This window comes from Algibacter luteus (genome assembly GCF_030344935.1).
Taxonomy (GTDB): Bacteria; Bacteroidota; Bacteroidia; order Flavobacteriales; family Flavobacteriaceae; genus Arenitalea; species Arenitalea lutea.
This window is the reverse complement of the sequence record NZ_CP128313.1, coordinates 2,542,780-2,558,334: the sequence shown is the minus strand read 5'-3', so window position 1 is coordinate 2,558,334 and position 15,555 is coordinate 2,542,780. Positions and strand designations below refer to the sequence as shown.

Annotated in this window: 14 protein-coding genes; 3 read left to right on the top strand and 11 right to left on the bottom strand. The window is 34.2% G+C overall.

Going from position 1 to position 15,555, the window contains the following annotated elements; translation table 11 throughout:
- Positions 1 to 69: 69 nt before the first annotated feature.
- Positions 70 to 1,188, top strand: a complete 1,119-nt coding sequence (locus O5O44_RS10695) for a T9SS type A sorting domain-containing protein (RefSeq protein ID WP_289194345.1) — start codon at positions 70 to 72, stop codon at positions 1,186 to 1,188.
- 65 nt (positions 1,189 to 1,253) lie between these two features.
- Here O5O44_RS10695 and ribB read toward each other — a convergent pair whose 3' ends face one another.
- From ribB to tpx, 6 genes are all read right to left on the bottom strand, one after another.
- Positions 1,254 to 2,399 (bottom strand): 3,4-dihydroxy-2-butanone-4-phosphate synthase, encoded by a 1,146-nt coding sequence (gene ribB, locus O5O44_RS10690; protein WP_289194344.1) that lies wholly within the window; start codon positions 2,397 to 2,399, stop codon positions 1,254 to 1,256.
- Positions 2,400 to 2,430: 31 nt separating this feature from the next.
- A complete protein-coding gene (locus O5O44_RS10685; RefSeq protein WP_289194343.1) occupies positions 2,431 to 4,323 on the bottom strand; it encodes an LptF/LptG family permease in 1,893 nt (630 codons plus the stop codon).
- 78 nt (positions 4,324 to 4,401) lie between these two features.
- On the bottom strand, positions 4,402 to 5,037 hold the full coding sequence (lolA1, locus tag O5O44_RS10680; protein ID WP_289194342.1) for an outer membrane lipoprotein periplasmic chaperone LolA1: 636 nt from the start codon (positions 5,035 to 5,037) through the stop codon (positions 4,402 to 4,404).
- Positions 5,038 to 5,105: 68 nt separating this feature from the next.
- Positions 5,106 to 7,487 (bottom strand): DNA translocase FtsK, encoded by a 2,382-nt coding sequence (locus tag O5O44_RS10675; protein ID WP_289194341.1) that lies wholly within the window; start codon positions 7,485 to 7,487, stop codon positions 5,106 to 5,108.
- A 115-nt stretch (positions 7,488 to 7,602) separates the two neighbouring features.
- On the bottom strand, positions 7,603 to 7,971 hold the full coding sequence (locus tag O5O44_RS10670) for a diacylglycerol kinase (protein ID WP_289194340.1): 369 nt from the start codon (positions 7,969 to 7,971) through the stop codon (positions 7,603 to 7,605).
- Positions 7,964 to 8,470 (bottom strand): thiol peroxidase, encoded by a 507-nt coding sequence (tpx, locus tag O5O44_RS10665; RefSeq protein WP_019387570.1) that lies wholly within the window; start codon positions 8,468 to 8,470, stop codon positions 7,964 to 7,966. The genes O5O44_RS10670 and tpx overlap by 8 nt, the downstream gene beginning before the upstream one ends.
- A 283-nt stretch (positions 8,471 to 8,753) precedes the next feature.
- Between tpx and katG the strand changes: the two genes are divergently transcribed.
- Positions 8,754 to 10,973 carry a catalase/peroxidase HPI gene (gene katG, locus O5O44_RS10660; protein ID WP_289194339.1) on the top strand — a complete coding sequence of 740 codons (2,220 nt, stop codon included), beginning with the start codon at positions 8,754 to 8,756 and terminating at the stop codon, positions 10,971 to 10,973.
- 78 nt (positions 10,974 to 11,051) lie between these two features.
- Positions 11,052 to 11,522, top strand: coding sequence for an ankyrin repeat domain-containing protein (locus O5O44_RS10655; protein WP_289194338.1), 471 nt, complete (start codon positions 11,052 to 11,054; stop codon positions 11,520 to 11,522).
- 33 nt (positions 11,523 to 11,555) lie between these two features.
- Here O5O44_RS10655 and O5O44_RS10650 read toward each other — a convergent pair whose 3' ends face one another.
- From O5O44_RS10650 to nhaC, 5 genes are all read right to left on the bottom strand, one after another.
- On the bottom strand, positions 11,556 to 12,530 hold the full coding sequence (locus tag O5O44_RS10650; RefSeq protein ID WP_289194337.1) for an MBL fold metallo-hydrolase: 975 nt from the start codon (positions 12,528 to 12,530) through the stop codon (positions 11,556 to 11,558).
- A 188-nt stretch (positions 12,531 to 12,718) separates the two neighbouring features.
- Positions 12,719 to 12,976, bottom strand: a complete 258-nt coding sequence (locus O5O44_RS10645) for a DUF6952 family protein (protein ID WP_289194336.1) — start codon at positions 12,974 to 12,976, stop codon at positions 12,719 to 12,721.
- Positions 12,957 to 13,271 (bottom strand): thioredoxin family protein, encoded by a 315-nt coding sequence (locus O5O44_RS10640; protein WP_289196445.1) that lies wholly within the window; start codon positions 13,269 to 13,271, stop codon positions 12,957 to 12,959. The genes O5O44_RS10645 and O5O44_RS10640 overlap by 20 nt, the downstream gene beginning before the upstream one ends.
- Positions 13,272 to 13,276: 5 nt before the next feature.
- Positions 13,277 to 13,921 carry a peroxiredoxin gene (locus tag O5O44_RS10635; RefSeq protein ID WP_019387564.1) on the bottom strand — a complete coding sequence of 215 codons (645 nt, stop codon included), beginning with the start codon at positions 13,919 to 13,921 and terminating at the stop codon, positions 13,277 to 13,279.
- Positions 13,922 to 14,060: 139 nt separating this feature from the next.
- Positions 14,061 to 15,536: a Na+/H+ antiporter NhaC gene (gene nhaC / locus O5O44_RS10630; protein ID WP_289194335.1), complete on the bottom strand. Its 1,476-nt coding sequence runs from the start codon at positions 15,534 to 15,536 to the stop codon at positions 14,061 to 14,063.
- Positions 15,537 to 15,555: the final 19 nt, after the last annotated feature.

Genomic DNA, 15,555 nt, shown 5'->3' with positions numbered 1-15,555 from the left:
AAATTAAACATGCTCACATTTTTAATTTATTCGATGGTTCTGTAATACAAACCTTTAAAGCTATTAATCATGAAAAACTTGACACTTCTTGCTGTATTATTTTTTCTATCATTTGGTTATTCAAGTGATGCGCAAACCGTTTATAAAGTAGATGAAAGGCGCATTTACTCTTGGGATGGTAATCCAGATTGGAACCAACATAGCACAGAGCAATATATTTACGCCAATGGTGGTAATAAAGAAACCAGTATTATAACATCGAGTTTTCCCGGTGGAGAAGTCTTATATCAAGATTTAAAAACCTATAACGCCAATAATGATATTATTCTAGAGGTAACACAGTTCTGGAATAGCGTGACGTTGCAATGGGAAACTACTGCTCAAACCGTCTATACTTATAATCTATCTGGGGAATTAGAATACGAAACCGATCAATCTTATAATTTTGTAACGCAAATGTTTACTGATGCATTTAGAACCAAAAACGAGTATCTAAATGGCAACCTAATTAGAATAACATTTCAAAAATCTGAGAATGGCGTTTGGGTTGATGAAGACAAGTTTGAGTATTCACATAATACTTCAGGGCAGCCCGTGGAGGAAATTGAAAGCCTTTGGAACACTACTACTATGATGTGGGATCCAATTGAAAGAGCAATTGCAACATACACCAGTGGTTTATTAACGAAACTTGAAATTTATAAGTACACCAATGGTAGTTGGGAAACCCAGCCTTACGAACAATATTTACTAGAATATAATGGGATGTTGCAAACAAAATTTACTTGGCAGTCGTGGGATGGAGCGCAATGGGTGAATGAAGATTTAGAAACGAGTGCATATGATGCTAACGACAATCTAGAAGAGTTAATTTATTGGAGTTGGTCTGGAAGCGTTTGGGAACCTTATTATAAAGAAGAAACGGATAATTCTGTCGCAGGACCATTAAGCTCCACAGTTTTTGATAGTGAAAACTTTAAAGTGTACCCTAATCCGGTTTCAGAGATTATCAATATTACATCTAAAACACCTATAGATAAAGTAGAACTGTATTCTGTTTTAGGTCTTAAAATCATGGAATCACCTGATTACAAGAATATTAATGTAAGCCATATAAAGTCTGGCTTGTATTTGTTAAAAGCATCAATTGGCCGCAGTAGCACAACAAAAAAAATAGTAATTAAGTAAGTTTGAGTTAGTCCTCGTAAGAAAGGGTAGTTTCAATTAAAATTTTAATTGAAAGTGCCCTTTTTTTAATATTTCACGTATTCAACAATCTCTAATCCATAACCAATCAAACCAACACGTTTAGTCTGTTCGGTATTAGAAATTAATCGCAGTTTATGGATGTTTAAGTCGTGTAATATTTGTGCACCAATACCAAAATCTCTAGTATCCATATTAATTTTTGGAGCTTTTGCAATGCTGTTTGGTACTTGATGGTCTTTTAGAAAAGCCAATCGATTTAAAATATTCATAGACTGTGCTTCTTGGTTAATAAAGATAATAGCACCTTTACCAGCATCGTTAATAACCTTAAACATATTGTCTAATTGTTTATCAGCATTATTAGTAAGCGTTCCTAAAATATCGTTATTAATAAGCGTGGAGTTTATTCTAGTAAGTACTTTTTCATCATCTTTCCAAGTTCCTTTTGTTAAAGCTATATGTACTTGGTTATTCGTAGTTTGTTCGTAGGCTCTTAATCTAAAACTTCCGAAGCGTGTTTCAATTTGAAAATCTTCTTTTTTATCAATTAAAGAGTCATGTTGCATTCTGTATGCCACCAAATCTTCAATAGAAACAATTTTTAAATCTAGTTTTTTTGCAACTTCAACAAGTTGTGGTAGTCGCGCCATCGAACCATCTTCATTCATGATTTCTACAATCACGCCCGCAGGATTTAAACCCGCTAATCTTGCAAAATCTATGGCAGCTTCGGTATGACCTGTGCGTCGTAGCACACCACCTTCTTTTGCAACCAACGGAAAAATATGTCCAGGTCTTGCCAATTCAAAGGGCTTGGTGTCATGATCTATTAAAGCTTTTACCGTTTTAGCTCTATCGCTTGCAGAAATTCCTGTGGTAACGCCGTTGCCTCTTAAATCTACAGATACTGTAAAAGCAGTTTCCATAGGATCGGTATTGTTGCGAACCATCATATTAAGCTCAAGCTCTTTACATCGGTTTTCAGTTAATGGTACACATATTAAACCTCTACCATGAGTTGCCATGAAGTTAATCATCTGCGGCGTTACCTTATCGGCAGCAGCTAAAAAATCGCCTTCATTTTCACGATTTTCATCGTCGACAACAATAATAACTTTGCCGTTTCTAATGTCGTCAATAGCTTCGTGTATCGTATTTAGTTTAAACTCTTGTTTTACGTTTTGTGTCATAGTTTTCACCATCATAGTGCAAAGATAGGCCTTATTTTAAAGATTCTAAACAATTTTGCTTTAAGTCGCCTTTCATTTTTTCATTTAAAAATAAGTAAGTGATAAAGTAAAAAGGTAGTCCTAATACTAAAATAAATACATTGGGTTGCTTCTCTTTTTTATCGATATGCTTATAAAATTGAAACGCATTTATTATCGATTTTATAAAATAGACGACATATAATACTAGCGCCACAACACTTAATTGTATGGATGGCCATGATAAAGATGGTAGCTTATTATTTTTAAAAACAAAAAACAATATTAATAGTGATACACCAATAATATAAAGCACAAACGCGAATTTTGAGTGCTCGTTGTAATCTTTTTTTATGTACTCTAAAGTAAAATATTTGTCGTCGATAATCACACCACTTGTACTAATGTCTTTGGTAGTGATACCTCTTGAGTTTAATAACTCTATAGCTTTAAATCGAACCTCTTCATGATGGCCTAAATCGTCGTAATTGTTAATGACGTTTAAGAGTTCATCGTTATTATAATCCGATAAAAATTTATAATCTACACTGTTTTTGTCTTTTATTTTAAACGCATTCTTCAATGGTTCTATAACATTTCCGAATTCAAATAAACCTCTATCTGCTGTAGCCCTTTTAGTTAAGAAAACTCCAAGAGGAAACATAATTAGCGTTGAAAACCACGGTGCTAAAATGGGGTTAAATTCTCCGGTTTTAGCACTATTCGTTGCAAAAATACCAATGAAGTGATAGGTTAAAAACAATAATATAGCGATTACCATTGGTAAGCCAATACCGCCTTTACGAATTAAGGCACCTAAAGGTGCGCCAACAAAAAATAAGATAACACAGGCAAAACCTAAAGCAAACTTTTCATGTAATGAAATAATATGTCTGTTTAACCATGCTTTAGAATTTTTCATGGCGGCTTCATTAGATACAATAAGTTGTTTTGAGCTTATTGTAGACTTAATTGCAACATCAACCATGGCAATCTGCTTTTTAGTGTCAAAAAGGTCTAAAAGCGATCCTGTATAACTTGAATCTGCTACTTTTTGATTTGGGATTTTAGTTCTGTTAAGCCCAGATCTAAAATGTAAATTTGTCGAAAACGATTCGTTTTCATTTTTAAATTTCACAACAAGTGAGTCAATGGTTTTATTCAACCCTTTAACATCTAGCATGTTGTATTTATCGGTTTGCGATTGTTCATCAAAATCTACATTATTAATTTCTGATAAATCAATATTGATGATTTTCGTTTCAAACGTACTTTTAGCAAATGGTTTTCTATTTCTAGCATTACGGTCTTGTGGGGTCACATCGCTGTAATAATGCCCATCGTTTAAAATCAGTTTTAAAACATTCGAGTTTTCTTCACTTGCCAATTCACCAGTTTTCGATTTTATTACCGTGGCGTTGGTTCTACCATCGTTTCCTTTTATATGTATAGTTACATCTTTTAAATACTGGTCTCTATCGCCGTATTTATCGGCAAATTTAATATTGTAAGTACCCACAGGATTAAATTGTCCTTCGGCAAGTAACATGGCGGGTTTTAGTTTGGCTATATTCCGCCTTAAGTTATATGAATTTAACTCCGCCCACGGAATAACATTATTTGAGAAGAAGAAAGTGACTATACCTAGAATAACTATAAAAACGCTCAACCCAGACATGGCGCGTTGTAATGAAATTCCGGTAGATTTCATGGCCGCAAACTCGTAGTTTTCGGCAAAACTTCCAAACACCATTATGGATGCTAAAAGGATGGTTAACGGCAAAACTAGTGGGATAAGTTTCGGCATGAAATAAAACAAAAACTTCCCAATAACTAGAATATCCAAATCTTTACCAGCTAACTCTTTGATATAAAGCCAAATGGTTTGTAAAACAAAAATTAGCATGAGTATGACAAACACGCTAAGAAAAGTTTTAAGATATGTGGTTATTATGTAACGATCTAATATTTTCAATGAATGAACCTAATCTAGTTTATTGATGTAATAATCTTGATATTTATTGGCATCAAAGGTAAATAAGGTTTTTGATAAAGGGGCATTTGTTTTAAAAGAATTAACAACAAGTGTTGTTTTTGTACCGTTTTTACCAACTTGAATTAAGTTGTAGATATGTTTTGTTTGAGCATCAACCCCTAAGAGAATATTTTTTATTTCAGAATTAGAATCAATAGGTGTTAGTTTTACATATTGAATTTTTCTACCGTTTATGTTCTGAGTAATATCTAGATTATAGGTGTATCCATCTTCATAAAATGATAACATTTTACTAGGCGTGATGGCATCGTTTTCATCATCAACATCTGAAGAAATAGTAACTTCTTCATCTTCAACGCTAATAGAATACAAAGTCTTGCCGTCGAACAAACGGGTAACTCCTAAGATGTTTAATCTGTATTTTTCACCTTGCATAACCACATCGCCTTTGGTTTCTTGTTTGATGTTTTCTGAGAGGTTTTCCAGGGTGTATTTGAAATCTAAAGAGATGTTATCGTAGCTCTTAACTTTTTCAGACACTTCGTTGAGTAAAGCTTTGGCATTGTTTTGAGCAAAAACATTAAGGGATAAAGCGATTAATACTATGGTTACTAATTTTTTCATTGAAAATTTATTTTTTTCATTTCCACTCTTCAACTGTAATCAGTGTCAATTGTGGAAAACTCATTTAATTATATTTCGTCTTCTAATAATTTATCTAAAGCTAACAAATCTGGGACTAAAACTTGTCTTGCTTTACTGCCTTCAAAAGGTCCAACTATACCTGCGGCTTCTAACTGGTCAATTAATCTACCAGCTCTATTATAACCTAATTTTAGTTTTCGCTGTAATAGCGAAGCCGAACCTTGTTGCGCAGTTACAATAACAATTGCCGCATCTTTAAATAGTTTATCTCTGTCTGACTTATCTATATCAAGACTTGTGCCACTTTCTTCGCCTACATACTCAGGAAGCAAATAAGCATCAGGGTAGGCTTTTTGAGCCCCAATAAAGTCAGTAATTTTTTCAACTTCAGGCGTATCAACAAAAGCACATTGTACACGAATTAAATCGTTACCTTGGGTGTAAAGCATATCTCCGCGACCAATTAGTTGGTCGGCTCCTGAGCCATCTAAAATGGTTCGTGAATCGATTTTTGAAGTCACCCTAAACGCAATACGCGCAGGGAAATTGGCTTTAATAATACCAGTAATAACGTTCACCGATGGACGTTGCGTTGCAATGATTAAATGAATTCCAATGGCACGAGCTAATTGTGCTAATCGTGCAATAGGCGTTTCTACTTCTTTACCCGCAGTCATGATTAAATCGGCAAACTCATCAACTACCAAAACTATATATGGTAGAAATTGATGCCCATCATTAGGGTTTAATTTACGTGCTTTAAACTTCTCGTTATATTCGGCAATATTTCTGCAAAATGCGTTTTTTAGAAGTTCATAACGATTATCCATTTCAATACACAACGAATTCAATGTATGGATAACCTTGGTGTTATCGGTAATAATAGCGTCTTCACTGTCTGGTAGTTTTGCTAGATAATGACGCTCAATTTTATTAAAAAGCGTTAACTCTACTTTTTTAGGATCGACCAATACAAATTTTACTTCAGCAGGGTGTTTTTTGTATAGTAACGAAGTTAATACTGCATTCAATCCCACTGATTTTCCTTGTCCTGTAGCCCCAGCCATAAGTAAGTGAGGCATTTTAGCTAAGTCTACCACAAAGGTTTCGTTACTAATGGTTTTACCCAAAGCTATAGGCAATTGCATTTCTGAACTTTGAAATTTCTTAGATGAAATAACAGAGCGCATGGAAACAATAGTCGATTTTTTATTTGGTACTTCAATACCAATAGTTCCTTTTCCGGGTATAGGCGCAATAATACGAATGCCTAATGCTGAAAGAGATAATGCAATATCGTCTTCGAGGTTTTTAATTTTTGATATTCTAATTCCAGCATCTGGCACAATTTCATAAAGCGTTACTGTTGGCCCTATAGTCGCCTTAATGCTGGCAATTCCGATATTGTAATTTTTTAAGGTATCAACAATTTTATTTTTGTTTTCCTCGAGTTCTTCTTGATTGATGGTGATGCCTTCAGTATCGTACTTCTTTAATAAATCGAGGGTAGGAAATTGATATTTGGCAAGCTCTAACGTAGGGTCGAATTGTCCGAAATCTTCAACCAGTTTGTTAGCAAGATTATCAGATTCTGAGACTTCCTCTTTAACGTCTTCAACTTTAATTTCTATTTCGGGTTCTTCCTCAATCATTGGCGTTTTAACTTCTAGTGGAGCAGATTCAGCAACCGGTTTAACCTTTGTTTTCGGTTCAGTAGTTTTTTCTTCTAAAGGAATTTCAAAAGCAGATTTGATCGCTTCAGCTTCTTCAGATAAATTGTTATCTAACGGAACAATGATATCTTCCTTTAATTCTGAAAGATCGTCTTTTATATCTTTTTTAGCAGATGTAAATACTTTAGCAATACTTTCAAAAGTCACTTTAAAACGAATGGCTAAATAGGTAATAAGACCGAATATGAGTAAAAGTATGGTTCCTATTTTACCAATATAATCTTGCAGGAAACTATTAATTTCAAAACCGAAAGTACCACCAAGGATATCATTTTTATTACCGAAGAAGCCTAAAAGGATAGACAACCAAACAACGATAAGAACGCCCCAAAACCAATGTTTTCTTAGTTTTGTTTTGTTAATGTTCATTAAAACATATACGCCCGAAAGAAAGATTAATCCTGAAAAAATAAAAGATGCAATACCAAACCCACGCTGAATAAAAAAGTCGCTTAACCATGCCCCCGATTTACTTAACCAATTTTGAGTTTCTATTTCTCTGGAAGTAAAATTTGATAGGGTACTTTGGTCTGCTTCACCCGTAAAAATAAAAGAAACAAAGGCTATAAAAAGTAATAATCCGAGTATAACAAGGAAACTGCCCCACACCAACTTCTGCTGGCTAGATAATTTAAAACTAGGCGCTTTCAACGGTTTTTTAGGTGCTCGTTTAGTTTTGGGTTTGCTTTTAGCCATTAATGGTTTGTTGTTTCAAAAAATGAAATCTTTAAAATTTTATACTTCAATTCCATTATTTAGTAATGGGACAAAAATACAAATTACTAACGTTTATCCTAAGCGATATAGTATTTTAAAAAATCTTTGGAAGATAAATAATTAAGCCAACTATACTTGCAAAAACCGAAGCTATAAAAACAGCTCCGGCAGCAATATCTTTTATTAAGCCAATTTTTGGATGACGCTCTGGGTGTACAAAGTTTGCTATTTCTTCAATAGCAGTGTTAACGCCTTCGATACTCATTACCAATCCAATCGCAAGAATTTGAATAATCCATTCATAGGAAGAAATCTCAAAATAAAATCCGGCAATAGTTACTATAATAGCAATAATCAGCTGAATTTTTATACTCGCCTCTGTTTTTACGAGCAATAAAGCGCCCTTAAAGGCGTATCCAACACTTTTTAATCGATTCTCGGTAAAAGATTCTTTTTTAGGCATTGTAAAGTGCGTCTAGAGCAGCCTTGTAGTTTGGTTCATCAACAGTTTCGCCAACTTGTTCTGTATAAATTACGGTTCCATTTTCATCTAAAACTACAACTGATCGAGAGTGCAAGCCTTCTAACGGTCCATCTACAAAGTTTAAACCATAAGCTCTTCCAAAGCTTCCATCTTTATAATCAGATAAACTGATGACATTATCTAATCCTTCAGCACCACAAAAACGGGCATGAGCAAAAGGTAAATCATGAGAAATACAAAGTACTTTTGTGTTTTCTAATTCGCCTGCTTCTCTATTAAATTCCCTAACAGATTGAGCGCAAGTACCAGTATCAACGCTTGGAAAAATGTTTAAAACCACTTTTGATCCTTTATAATTCGTTAAACTTTTTACAGATAAATCTGTTGCAGTTAATAAAAAGTCTGGAGCTTTTGTGCCCACTTTTGGTAAGTTTCCTGATGTATTAATTGGTGATCCTTTAAGAGTTACTGTAGCCATTTTTTAATGTTTTTAATTGAACATCTAAAATAGTAATATTAAATAGCTTAATCCTAATTATTTTTTTGAATTTGATCAAAGTTATCTGGTTTTATATGGTAATTGTTTTTATGTACCGCTGTTGTATATTTAAAAACTATCATTTTAGAGGTTCATTATAAATTTTATCAATCCTGTTATAGCATTAAAAAATAAGTTTAAGTCGGTTTTAAGTCTGTAATTTATTAACTTTAAGACATTCTAATTTTTTAATAATCAACACTAAATATAAATACGTTTTACAATGGATAACAACAATCATCATGGGAAAGTATCGGGTATGAACGCTTCCGATGCTAGTAAATGCCCATTTTTAAGTGGTACAGTTAAGCATACTTCTGGTGGAGGAGTAAAAAATCGCGACTGGTGGCCAAACGAATTGAAACTAAACATACTCCGCCAACATGCTACAAAATCGAATCCTATGGGAGCAGATTTTAATTATGCGGAAGCCTTTAAAAGTTTAGATTACGACGCTATAAAAAAGGATCTAAAAGATTTTATGACAGATTCTCAAGAGTGGTGGCCAGCAGATTACGGACATTATGGTGGATTAATGATAAGAATGGCGTGGCACAGTGCAGGAACTTATAGAGTAGGCGATGGACGAGGAGGAGCCGGATCAGGAAATCAGAGATTTGCTCCTATTAATAGTTGGCCAGATAATGGCAATTTAGATAAGGCACGATTACTATTATGGCCTATAAAACAGAAATATGGTAATAAAATTTCTTGGGCAGATTTAATGATTCTGGCAGGAAACTGTGCTCTGGAATCTATGGGATTCCCCACGTTTGGTTTTGCAGGTGGACGTGAAGATGTCTGGGAACCAGAACAAGATATTTATTGGGGGAGTGAAACAGAATGGGGCGCAAACGAAGATAGATATGAAGATGGAGATTTAGAAGACCCATTAGCCGCTGTAATGATGGGTTGGATTTACGTAAACCCAGAAGGACCAAACGGAAAGCCAGACCCAATGGGTTCCGCACATGATGTGAGAGAGACCTTTGGAAGAATGGCAATGAATGATGAAGAAACCGTTGCACTTGTTGCTGGAGGGCATACCTTTGGAAAAGCCCATGGCGCTGCTGATCCTAATAAATATGTAGGTGCTGAACCGCACGGAGCACCTATTGAACAGATGAGTACAGGTTGGAAAAACACTTTCGGAACAGGCGTTTTAGATGATGCGATTACAAGTGGTATTGAAGGCGCATGGACTCCAAACCCAACAAGATGGGATGCCGATTATTTTGATGTATTATTGAATTACGATTGGGAATTGACAAAAAGTCCAGCAGGAGCGCATCAATGGAAACCAACAGCAGCTTCAAAAGCTAAAATGGCTCCTAAAGCGGGTGATCCAAACGGGCGTCAAGAATTGATGATGACTACTGCAGATATTGCTTTAAAAACTGATCCTGCTTATTTAGAAATTTCTAAACGCTTTCATAAAGATCATAAAGCATTTGAAAAGGCCTTTGCTCGTGCTTGGTACAAACTAACGCACAGAGATTTAGGTCCAACCACACGTTATTTAGGTCCTGAAGTTCCGAAGGAAGAATTGTTATGGCAAGACCCGATTCCAAAAGTGAATTATAAGTTGAGTGCTTCTGATATCGCGTCGTTAAAAAACATGATTTCAGATTCTGGTTTAAGCATTTCGCAAATGGTTACTACCGCTTGGGCTTCAGCTTCAACATTCAGAGGGTCGGATAATCGAGGAGGTGCAAATGGCGCTCGTATTAGATTAGAACCTCAACGTAGTTGGGAAGTGAATAATCCAGCAGAATTAAACAAAGTGTTAAAGGTTTTAGAAGGGATTAAAAACAATTTTAAAGGAGAAGTATCTTTAGCTGATTTAATTGTATTGGCAGGAAATGTTGGTGTTGAACAAGCTATTAAAAACGCCGGTTATTCTAATAAAGTTGAATTTACTCCAGGTAGAGGTGATGCCTCACAAGAACAAACCGATATTGAACAATTTGGGTATTTAGAGCCCATTGCAGACGGATTTAGAAATTATATTAAAGGCGATTTAAAAATTGCCGCGGAAGATTTATTAGTTGATAAAGCTAATTTATTAACCTTGTCGGTACCAGAAATGACTGTTTTAGTTGGTGGTTTACGCGTGTTAGGCACCAATTATGATGGATCGGATTACGGCGTGTTTACAAATAAAGTTGGTTCGCTTACTAACGATTTCTTTAAAAACATTTTAGATTTTACATACACTTGGAAAGCGACTTCTGAAGATGATAGATTTTTTGAAGGAAGCAATCGTAAAACAGGAAAAGTCATATTCAAAGGCACACGTGCAGATTTAATTTTTGGATCGAATACCGAATTAAGAGCTGTTTGCGAAGTATATGGTGCAAGCGATGGTGAGGCAAAATTTGTTAAAGATTTTGTTTCAGCTTGGACTAAAGTGATGAATTTAGATCGTTTCGATTTGAAATAATAATCATTTGAGATTTTTATAAAAGACTATTTAAATAATTTTTTAGATAGTCTTTTTTAATTTTTTATTTAAGAATATATGAATAAAGTTGAGCTATTTTTTAATGCTGTACAACAGGGTCAATTAGAAGCGGTTGAAGCCCAATTAAAGACAAACCCAGAACTTGCGAATGTCAAAGACGTTAGGGGATTTACGCCTTTAATCTTTGCTTCTTACTTTGATAAAAAAGATATTGTAGAGACACTTTTAAAGCATAATGCTTCAGTTGATGATTGCGATGGTTCTGGAAATACAGCCTTAATTGGTGTAGCCTTTAAAGGCAATACAGATTTAACAAACATTTTAATAAAAGCTGGGGCCAATATAGATGCAAAAAACAACCTTGGCTATACACCTCTAATATTCGCCACAATGTATAATCAAGAAAAAGTGGTGAAGCTGTTATTAAAACATAATGCAGATAAATTTATTAAAGACAAAGAAGGGAAATTGGCAATAGATTATGCCAAAGAAAAAAGCTATAGCGTGATAGTAAATCTATTAAGTTGATATTAGCACTTAAAGTACATTGTTTTCATTGGATTAGAGCTCAAAAATATCTTGAATTTCGCCAACGTGAAAGCCTTGGTCAAGAATCAACTTTCTTTCCTTACTATCATGATTTATCACAGGGTTGGTATGGTTAAAATGAATGAAAATTATTTTGTTTTTTTCTTTACTACTCAGTCCTTTAAATTTCTTCAAACTCTCTATTATAAATGGATGGGGTATTTGGCTTATATCTCTGTTTTCAAGTTCTTCACCACTATAAAAAGTAGCATCTAAAAAAGCGTAATCCACGTTTTTTATTTCTTCAATGATATCTTTTTCCCACTTTTCCCATTTATCGATATCTGGAATAAATAATGCACTCTTATTTGGTCCTTCAATACGATAGCCAACGGTTTCGGAATATTCATCTCGATGAGGTACAATAAAAGGCGTCACTTTAAGTGATGTAGATAAATTGACTGATTTTCTGTTTTCCATTTCATGAAGTTCCACATTCTTTCGTAGAACCAATTGATCCCAAGGTCCATTTTTAGATAAAAAGTCTTTCATTTTTGGCATGACATAAACTGGAGTGTTTTGTGCATCCATGGCTTCTTTTCCTAAATACATTAAACCCGAATAATGACCAATATGGGCATGTGTTAAAAAAATTCCGTTTACAATTTCATTGTTGTTTTCGGTGTTTAGGCTGGTTAACATTTTCATTTGTGTTCCAATATCTGGCGTCGCTTCAAACAAATATGCTTTATCATTTTCTTTATCAATAAGCCCTAGTGAAATAACTTGTCTTTTATAATCAGGATTTTCAAAAAGCGTACTGCAACACTCCTTTTTACAGGTAATTTGGGGAGAGCCGGCATCTTGAATAGTGCCTAAGATTACAATTGAAGTTTTGCTTAGGCCTTGGTTGATTTTAGTGTTATCTATCAATGTTTTACCTGAAGATTTTTTTTCAGAACAGGATAGTATCAACAAACTAATGGTTAGGATGACATATTTATTCATTTTGTATTGGGCTGCTAATTAATTGATAAAGTTAAATTGAAACACGGTATGTATTTACAACTGAAGTGCTTTATCTAGTTTGAAACTAAGGTAAGTTAAATTTTAATAAAAGGGTTGTGCTGAAAAATCAAAAAAACCACCTTGCATTCGCAAAGTGGTTTTATAAAAAGTCAATTTCTCTTTTTCAATTATTTGTCAATCGAACCCATAACGCGACTCATAAAACTATTTAAAGCTTCCTTTTTGGGCGTACCTTCTTTGGTCATTTTATGAACTTCGATGGCTCCATACATATTCGAAATCAATTCGCCAATAACATCTAATTCTTCATCTTTTAACGATGATACTTCTGTTAAAGCTTCTAACGTTTCAATGGTTTCAACAACGTAATCCTCGTCATTGTCTTCAATAAACTGAGTTAAGTGTTTAATTACTGGTAACTTCATTTACTAAATCTTTTAAAACATCAAATTTGTTGGTTTGCACTTGATTTATAAATGCGCCATTTTTAAAAGTAGCAAAGGTTGGTAAATTATCAACCGTTGCTAACTTTCTGCTTTCTGGGAATTTTTCTGCGTCTGCCATCACAAAAGTAACATCTTCAAGTTCTGAAGCTAATTTTTTTACCTTTGGTTTCATAATACGGCAGTTACCACACCATGTTGCTGAATACTGTACCACTACAGTTTCGTTTTCGGCAACAAGACTTTGTAAATTATCTTCGTTTAATTCCTTTAACATCATAATTAGTTTGCGTGCGCAGATAAATATTCAGCAACACTGTTTCTATTCGCATTCATAGCGTCTTTTCCCTCTTCCCAGTTTGCAGGACAAACTTCTCCTTTTTCTTGAACGTGCGTTAATGCATCTACTAAACGGATGTACTCACCAACATTTCTTCCTAAAGGCATGTTATTAACACTTTCATGTTGTACAACACCATCTTCATCAATAATATAAGTAGCTCTATACGTTACGTTATCGCCTTCAACTTGTACTGTTCCAGTTTCCTCATCGTAGGTTTCGTTGGTAATATCTAAAATACCTAAAACGCTTGATAAGTTTCTGTTGCTATCCGCTAAAATTGGGTAAGTTACACCTTCAATACCACCGTTATCTTTTTCAGTATTTAACCAAGCAAAATGAACCTCAGGCGTATCACAAGATGCACCAATTACAATAGTGTTTCTTTTTTCAAATTCTGGTAAAGCGGCTTGAAATGCATGTAATTCAGTTGGACAAACAAATGTGAAATCTTTTGGATACCAAAATAATACCACTTTCTTCTTATTGTTAACGGCTTCTTCTAATACATTTAATTTAAAAGTGTCGCCCATGTCGTTCATGGCATCGACGTTTAAATTCGGGAATTTTTTTCCTACTAAAGACATAAGTATTCTATTTTTTATAATTAATAATTCGGTTTTATAGCCGCAAAAATAGTATACAAGTATAGAGTAATGAACTGCATAAAATTTTAAATACTTATTGAGAAATAGTATTTATTTATGCTTGTTGAAAATGAGTGAGTTAGAATTGTTTTTGAGTTTTTAATTGCTTTATTTTAATAGAAAATGCGGCAAAAAGTAAAGTTGTAAACGGACTTAACCAATTAAAAATAGCATAAAAGAAATATTCACTAACGCCAACACCTAAAACACCAGATTGATAAGCGCCACAGGTATTCCAAGGTATTAAAACCGAGGTTACGGTTCCGGAATCTTCTAAAGTTCTACTTAAATTTTCAGGAGCTAATCCTTTATCATGAAAGGCTTTTTTAAACATTTTCCCTGGAATAACAATTGCCAAATACTGATCAGAAGCAATGGTATTCAAGCCTAAGCAACTAATTACAGTACTTGCAAATAAACCAAACACAGAAGTTGCTAAACTTAGAAGGGCGCTTGTAATTCTTGAAAGTGCACCTATGCCGTCCATTATCCCTCCAAAAACCATGGCGCAAATAATTAAGTAAATGGTCCAAAGCATACCTTTCATACCACCAGCCGAAAATAGGTCATTTAATTTTTCGTTCTCAGTTATAATTTGGGTATCTGAAAACATAGAAGTTATTATCGAATTTATTTTTGATGACCCCAAATTATTAAGTATTTCGGGTTGAAATATAATGGCGAAAATGGCTGCTAAAATAACGCCTGCACTTAAGGCTATTAATGGTTTTGTTTTTAGGAGGATAAGTGCTATAACTGCTAAAGGCACTAAAAATAGCCAAGGTGAAATATTAAAAGTTGTATTTATAGTTTGCAATAAATTACTAACATCTGCGCTTCCAGTAGTTGTGATAACAAAACTTAAAATACTAAACACAATTAAAGTAACGATTATTGTCGGCACCGTTGTAATACTCATATATCTTATATGTGTAAATAAATCGGTTCCTGCCATCGCTGGTGCAAGATTAGTAGTGTCACTTAAGGGCGACATTTTATCACCAAAATAAGCACCTGAAATAACAGCTCCAGCAATCATACCAGAATTTATTCCTAAAGCAGTACCTATACCAACCAATGCAATACCAACAGTTGCAGAGGTGGTCCATGAACTACCTGTAGCTATTGATATAATGGCTGAAATAATGACAGAAGCTGGTAAAAATATTTCTGGGCTTAGTACCTGTAACCCATAATAAACCATGGCAGGAATTACACCACTAACTAGCCAAGTACCAGCTAAGGCACCCACTAGAAATAAAATCATGATTGGAATAAAAACACTCTTTAGATTTTCCCAAATTTCGGTTACCATTCTTAATATGGAAACCTTATTAAAAAAGCCGACAAAAGCTGCAATTAAACCTCCAATAAGTAGAATAAATTGATTAGAATATGCCCCTAAAAGTTCGCCTTCTGCAAAAATAATGTTGTAAAAAAGAAGTCCCATAAGGATAATCACAGGAATTAAAGCTTCTAAAAAATTTAGTTCTTTATTTTCTATGATAGTTTGGGTATCTGCTTTAAATTCAGAGATATTCTTGTCGTTTTTCATTCGGATTTTTTTGGTCCTG

Excerpts from the sequence above, each read along its gene's own strand:
- O5O44_RS10650 (WP_289194337.1), bottom strand. The coding sequence starts at position 12,530 with ATGAATAAATATGTCATCCTAACCATTAGTTTGTTGATACTATCCTGT.
- lolA1 (WP_289194342.1), bottom strand. The coding sequence starts at position 5,037 with ATGAAAAAATTAGTAACCATAGTATTAATCGCTTTATCCCTTAATGTT.
- O5O44_RS10695 (WP_289194345.1), top strand. The coding sequence starts at position 70 with ATGAAAAACTTGACACTTCTTGCTGTATTATTTTTTCTATCATTTGGT.
- O5O44_RS10685 (WP_289194343.1), bottom strand. The coding sequence starts at position 4,323 with ATGCTAATTTTTGTTTTACAAACCATTTGGCTTTATATCAAAGAGTTA.
- nhaC (WP_289194335.1), bottom strand. The coding sequence starts at position 15,536 with ATGAAAAACGACAAGAATATCTCTGAATTTAAAGCAGATACCCAAACT.
- katG (WP_289194339.1), top strand. The coding sequence starts at position 8,754 with ATGGATAACAACAATCATCATGGGAAAGTATCGGGTATGAACGCTTCC.
- O5O44_RS10635 (WP_019387564.1), bottom strand. The coding sequence starts at position 13,921 with ATGTCTTTAGTAGGAAAAAAATTCCCGAATTTAAACGTCGATGCCATG.
- O5O44_RS10645 (WP_289194336.1), bottom strand. The coding sequence starts at position 12,976 with ATGAAGTTACCAGTAATTAAACACTTAACTCAGTTTATTGAAGACAAT.
- tpx (WP_019387570.1), bottom strand. The coding sequence starts at position 8,470 with ATGGCTACAGTAACTCTTAAAGGATCACCAATTAATACATCAGGAAAC.
- O5O44_RS10655 (WP_289194338.1), top strand. The coding sequence starts at position 11,052 with ATGAATAAAGTTGAGCTATTTTTTAATGCTGTACAACAGGGTCAATTA.
- O5O44_RS10640 (WP_289196445.1), bottom strand. The coding sequence starts at position 13,271 with ATGTTAAAGGAATTAAACGAAGATAATTTACAAAGTCTTGTTGCCGAA.
- O5O44_RS10670 (WP_289194340.1), bottom strand. The coding sequence starts at position 7,971 with ATGCCTAAAAAAGAATCTTTTACCGAGAATCGATTAAAAAGTGTTGGA.
- O5O44_RS10675 (WP_289194341.1), bottom strand. The coding sequence starts at position 7,487 with ATGGCTAAAAGCAAACCCAAAACTAAACGAGCACCTAAAAAACCGTTG.
- ribB (WP_289194344.1), bottom strand. The coding sequence starts at position 2,399 with ATGACACAAAACGTAAAACAAGAGTTTAAACTAAATACGATACACGAA.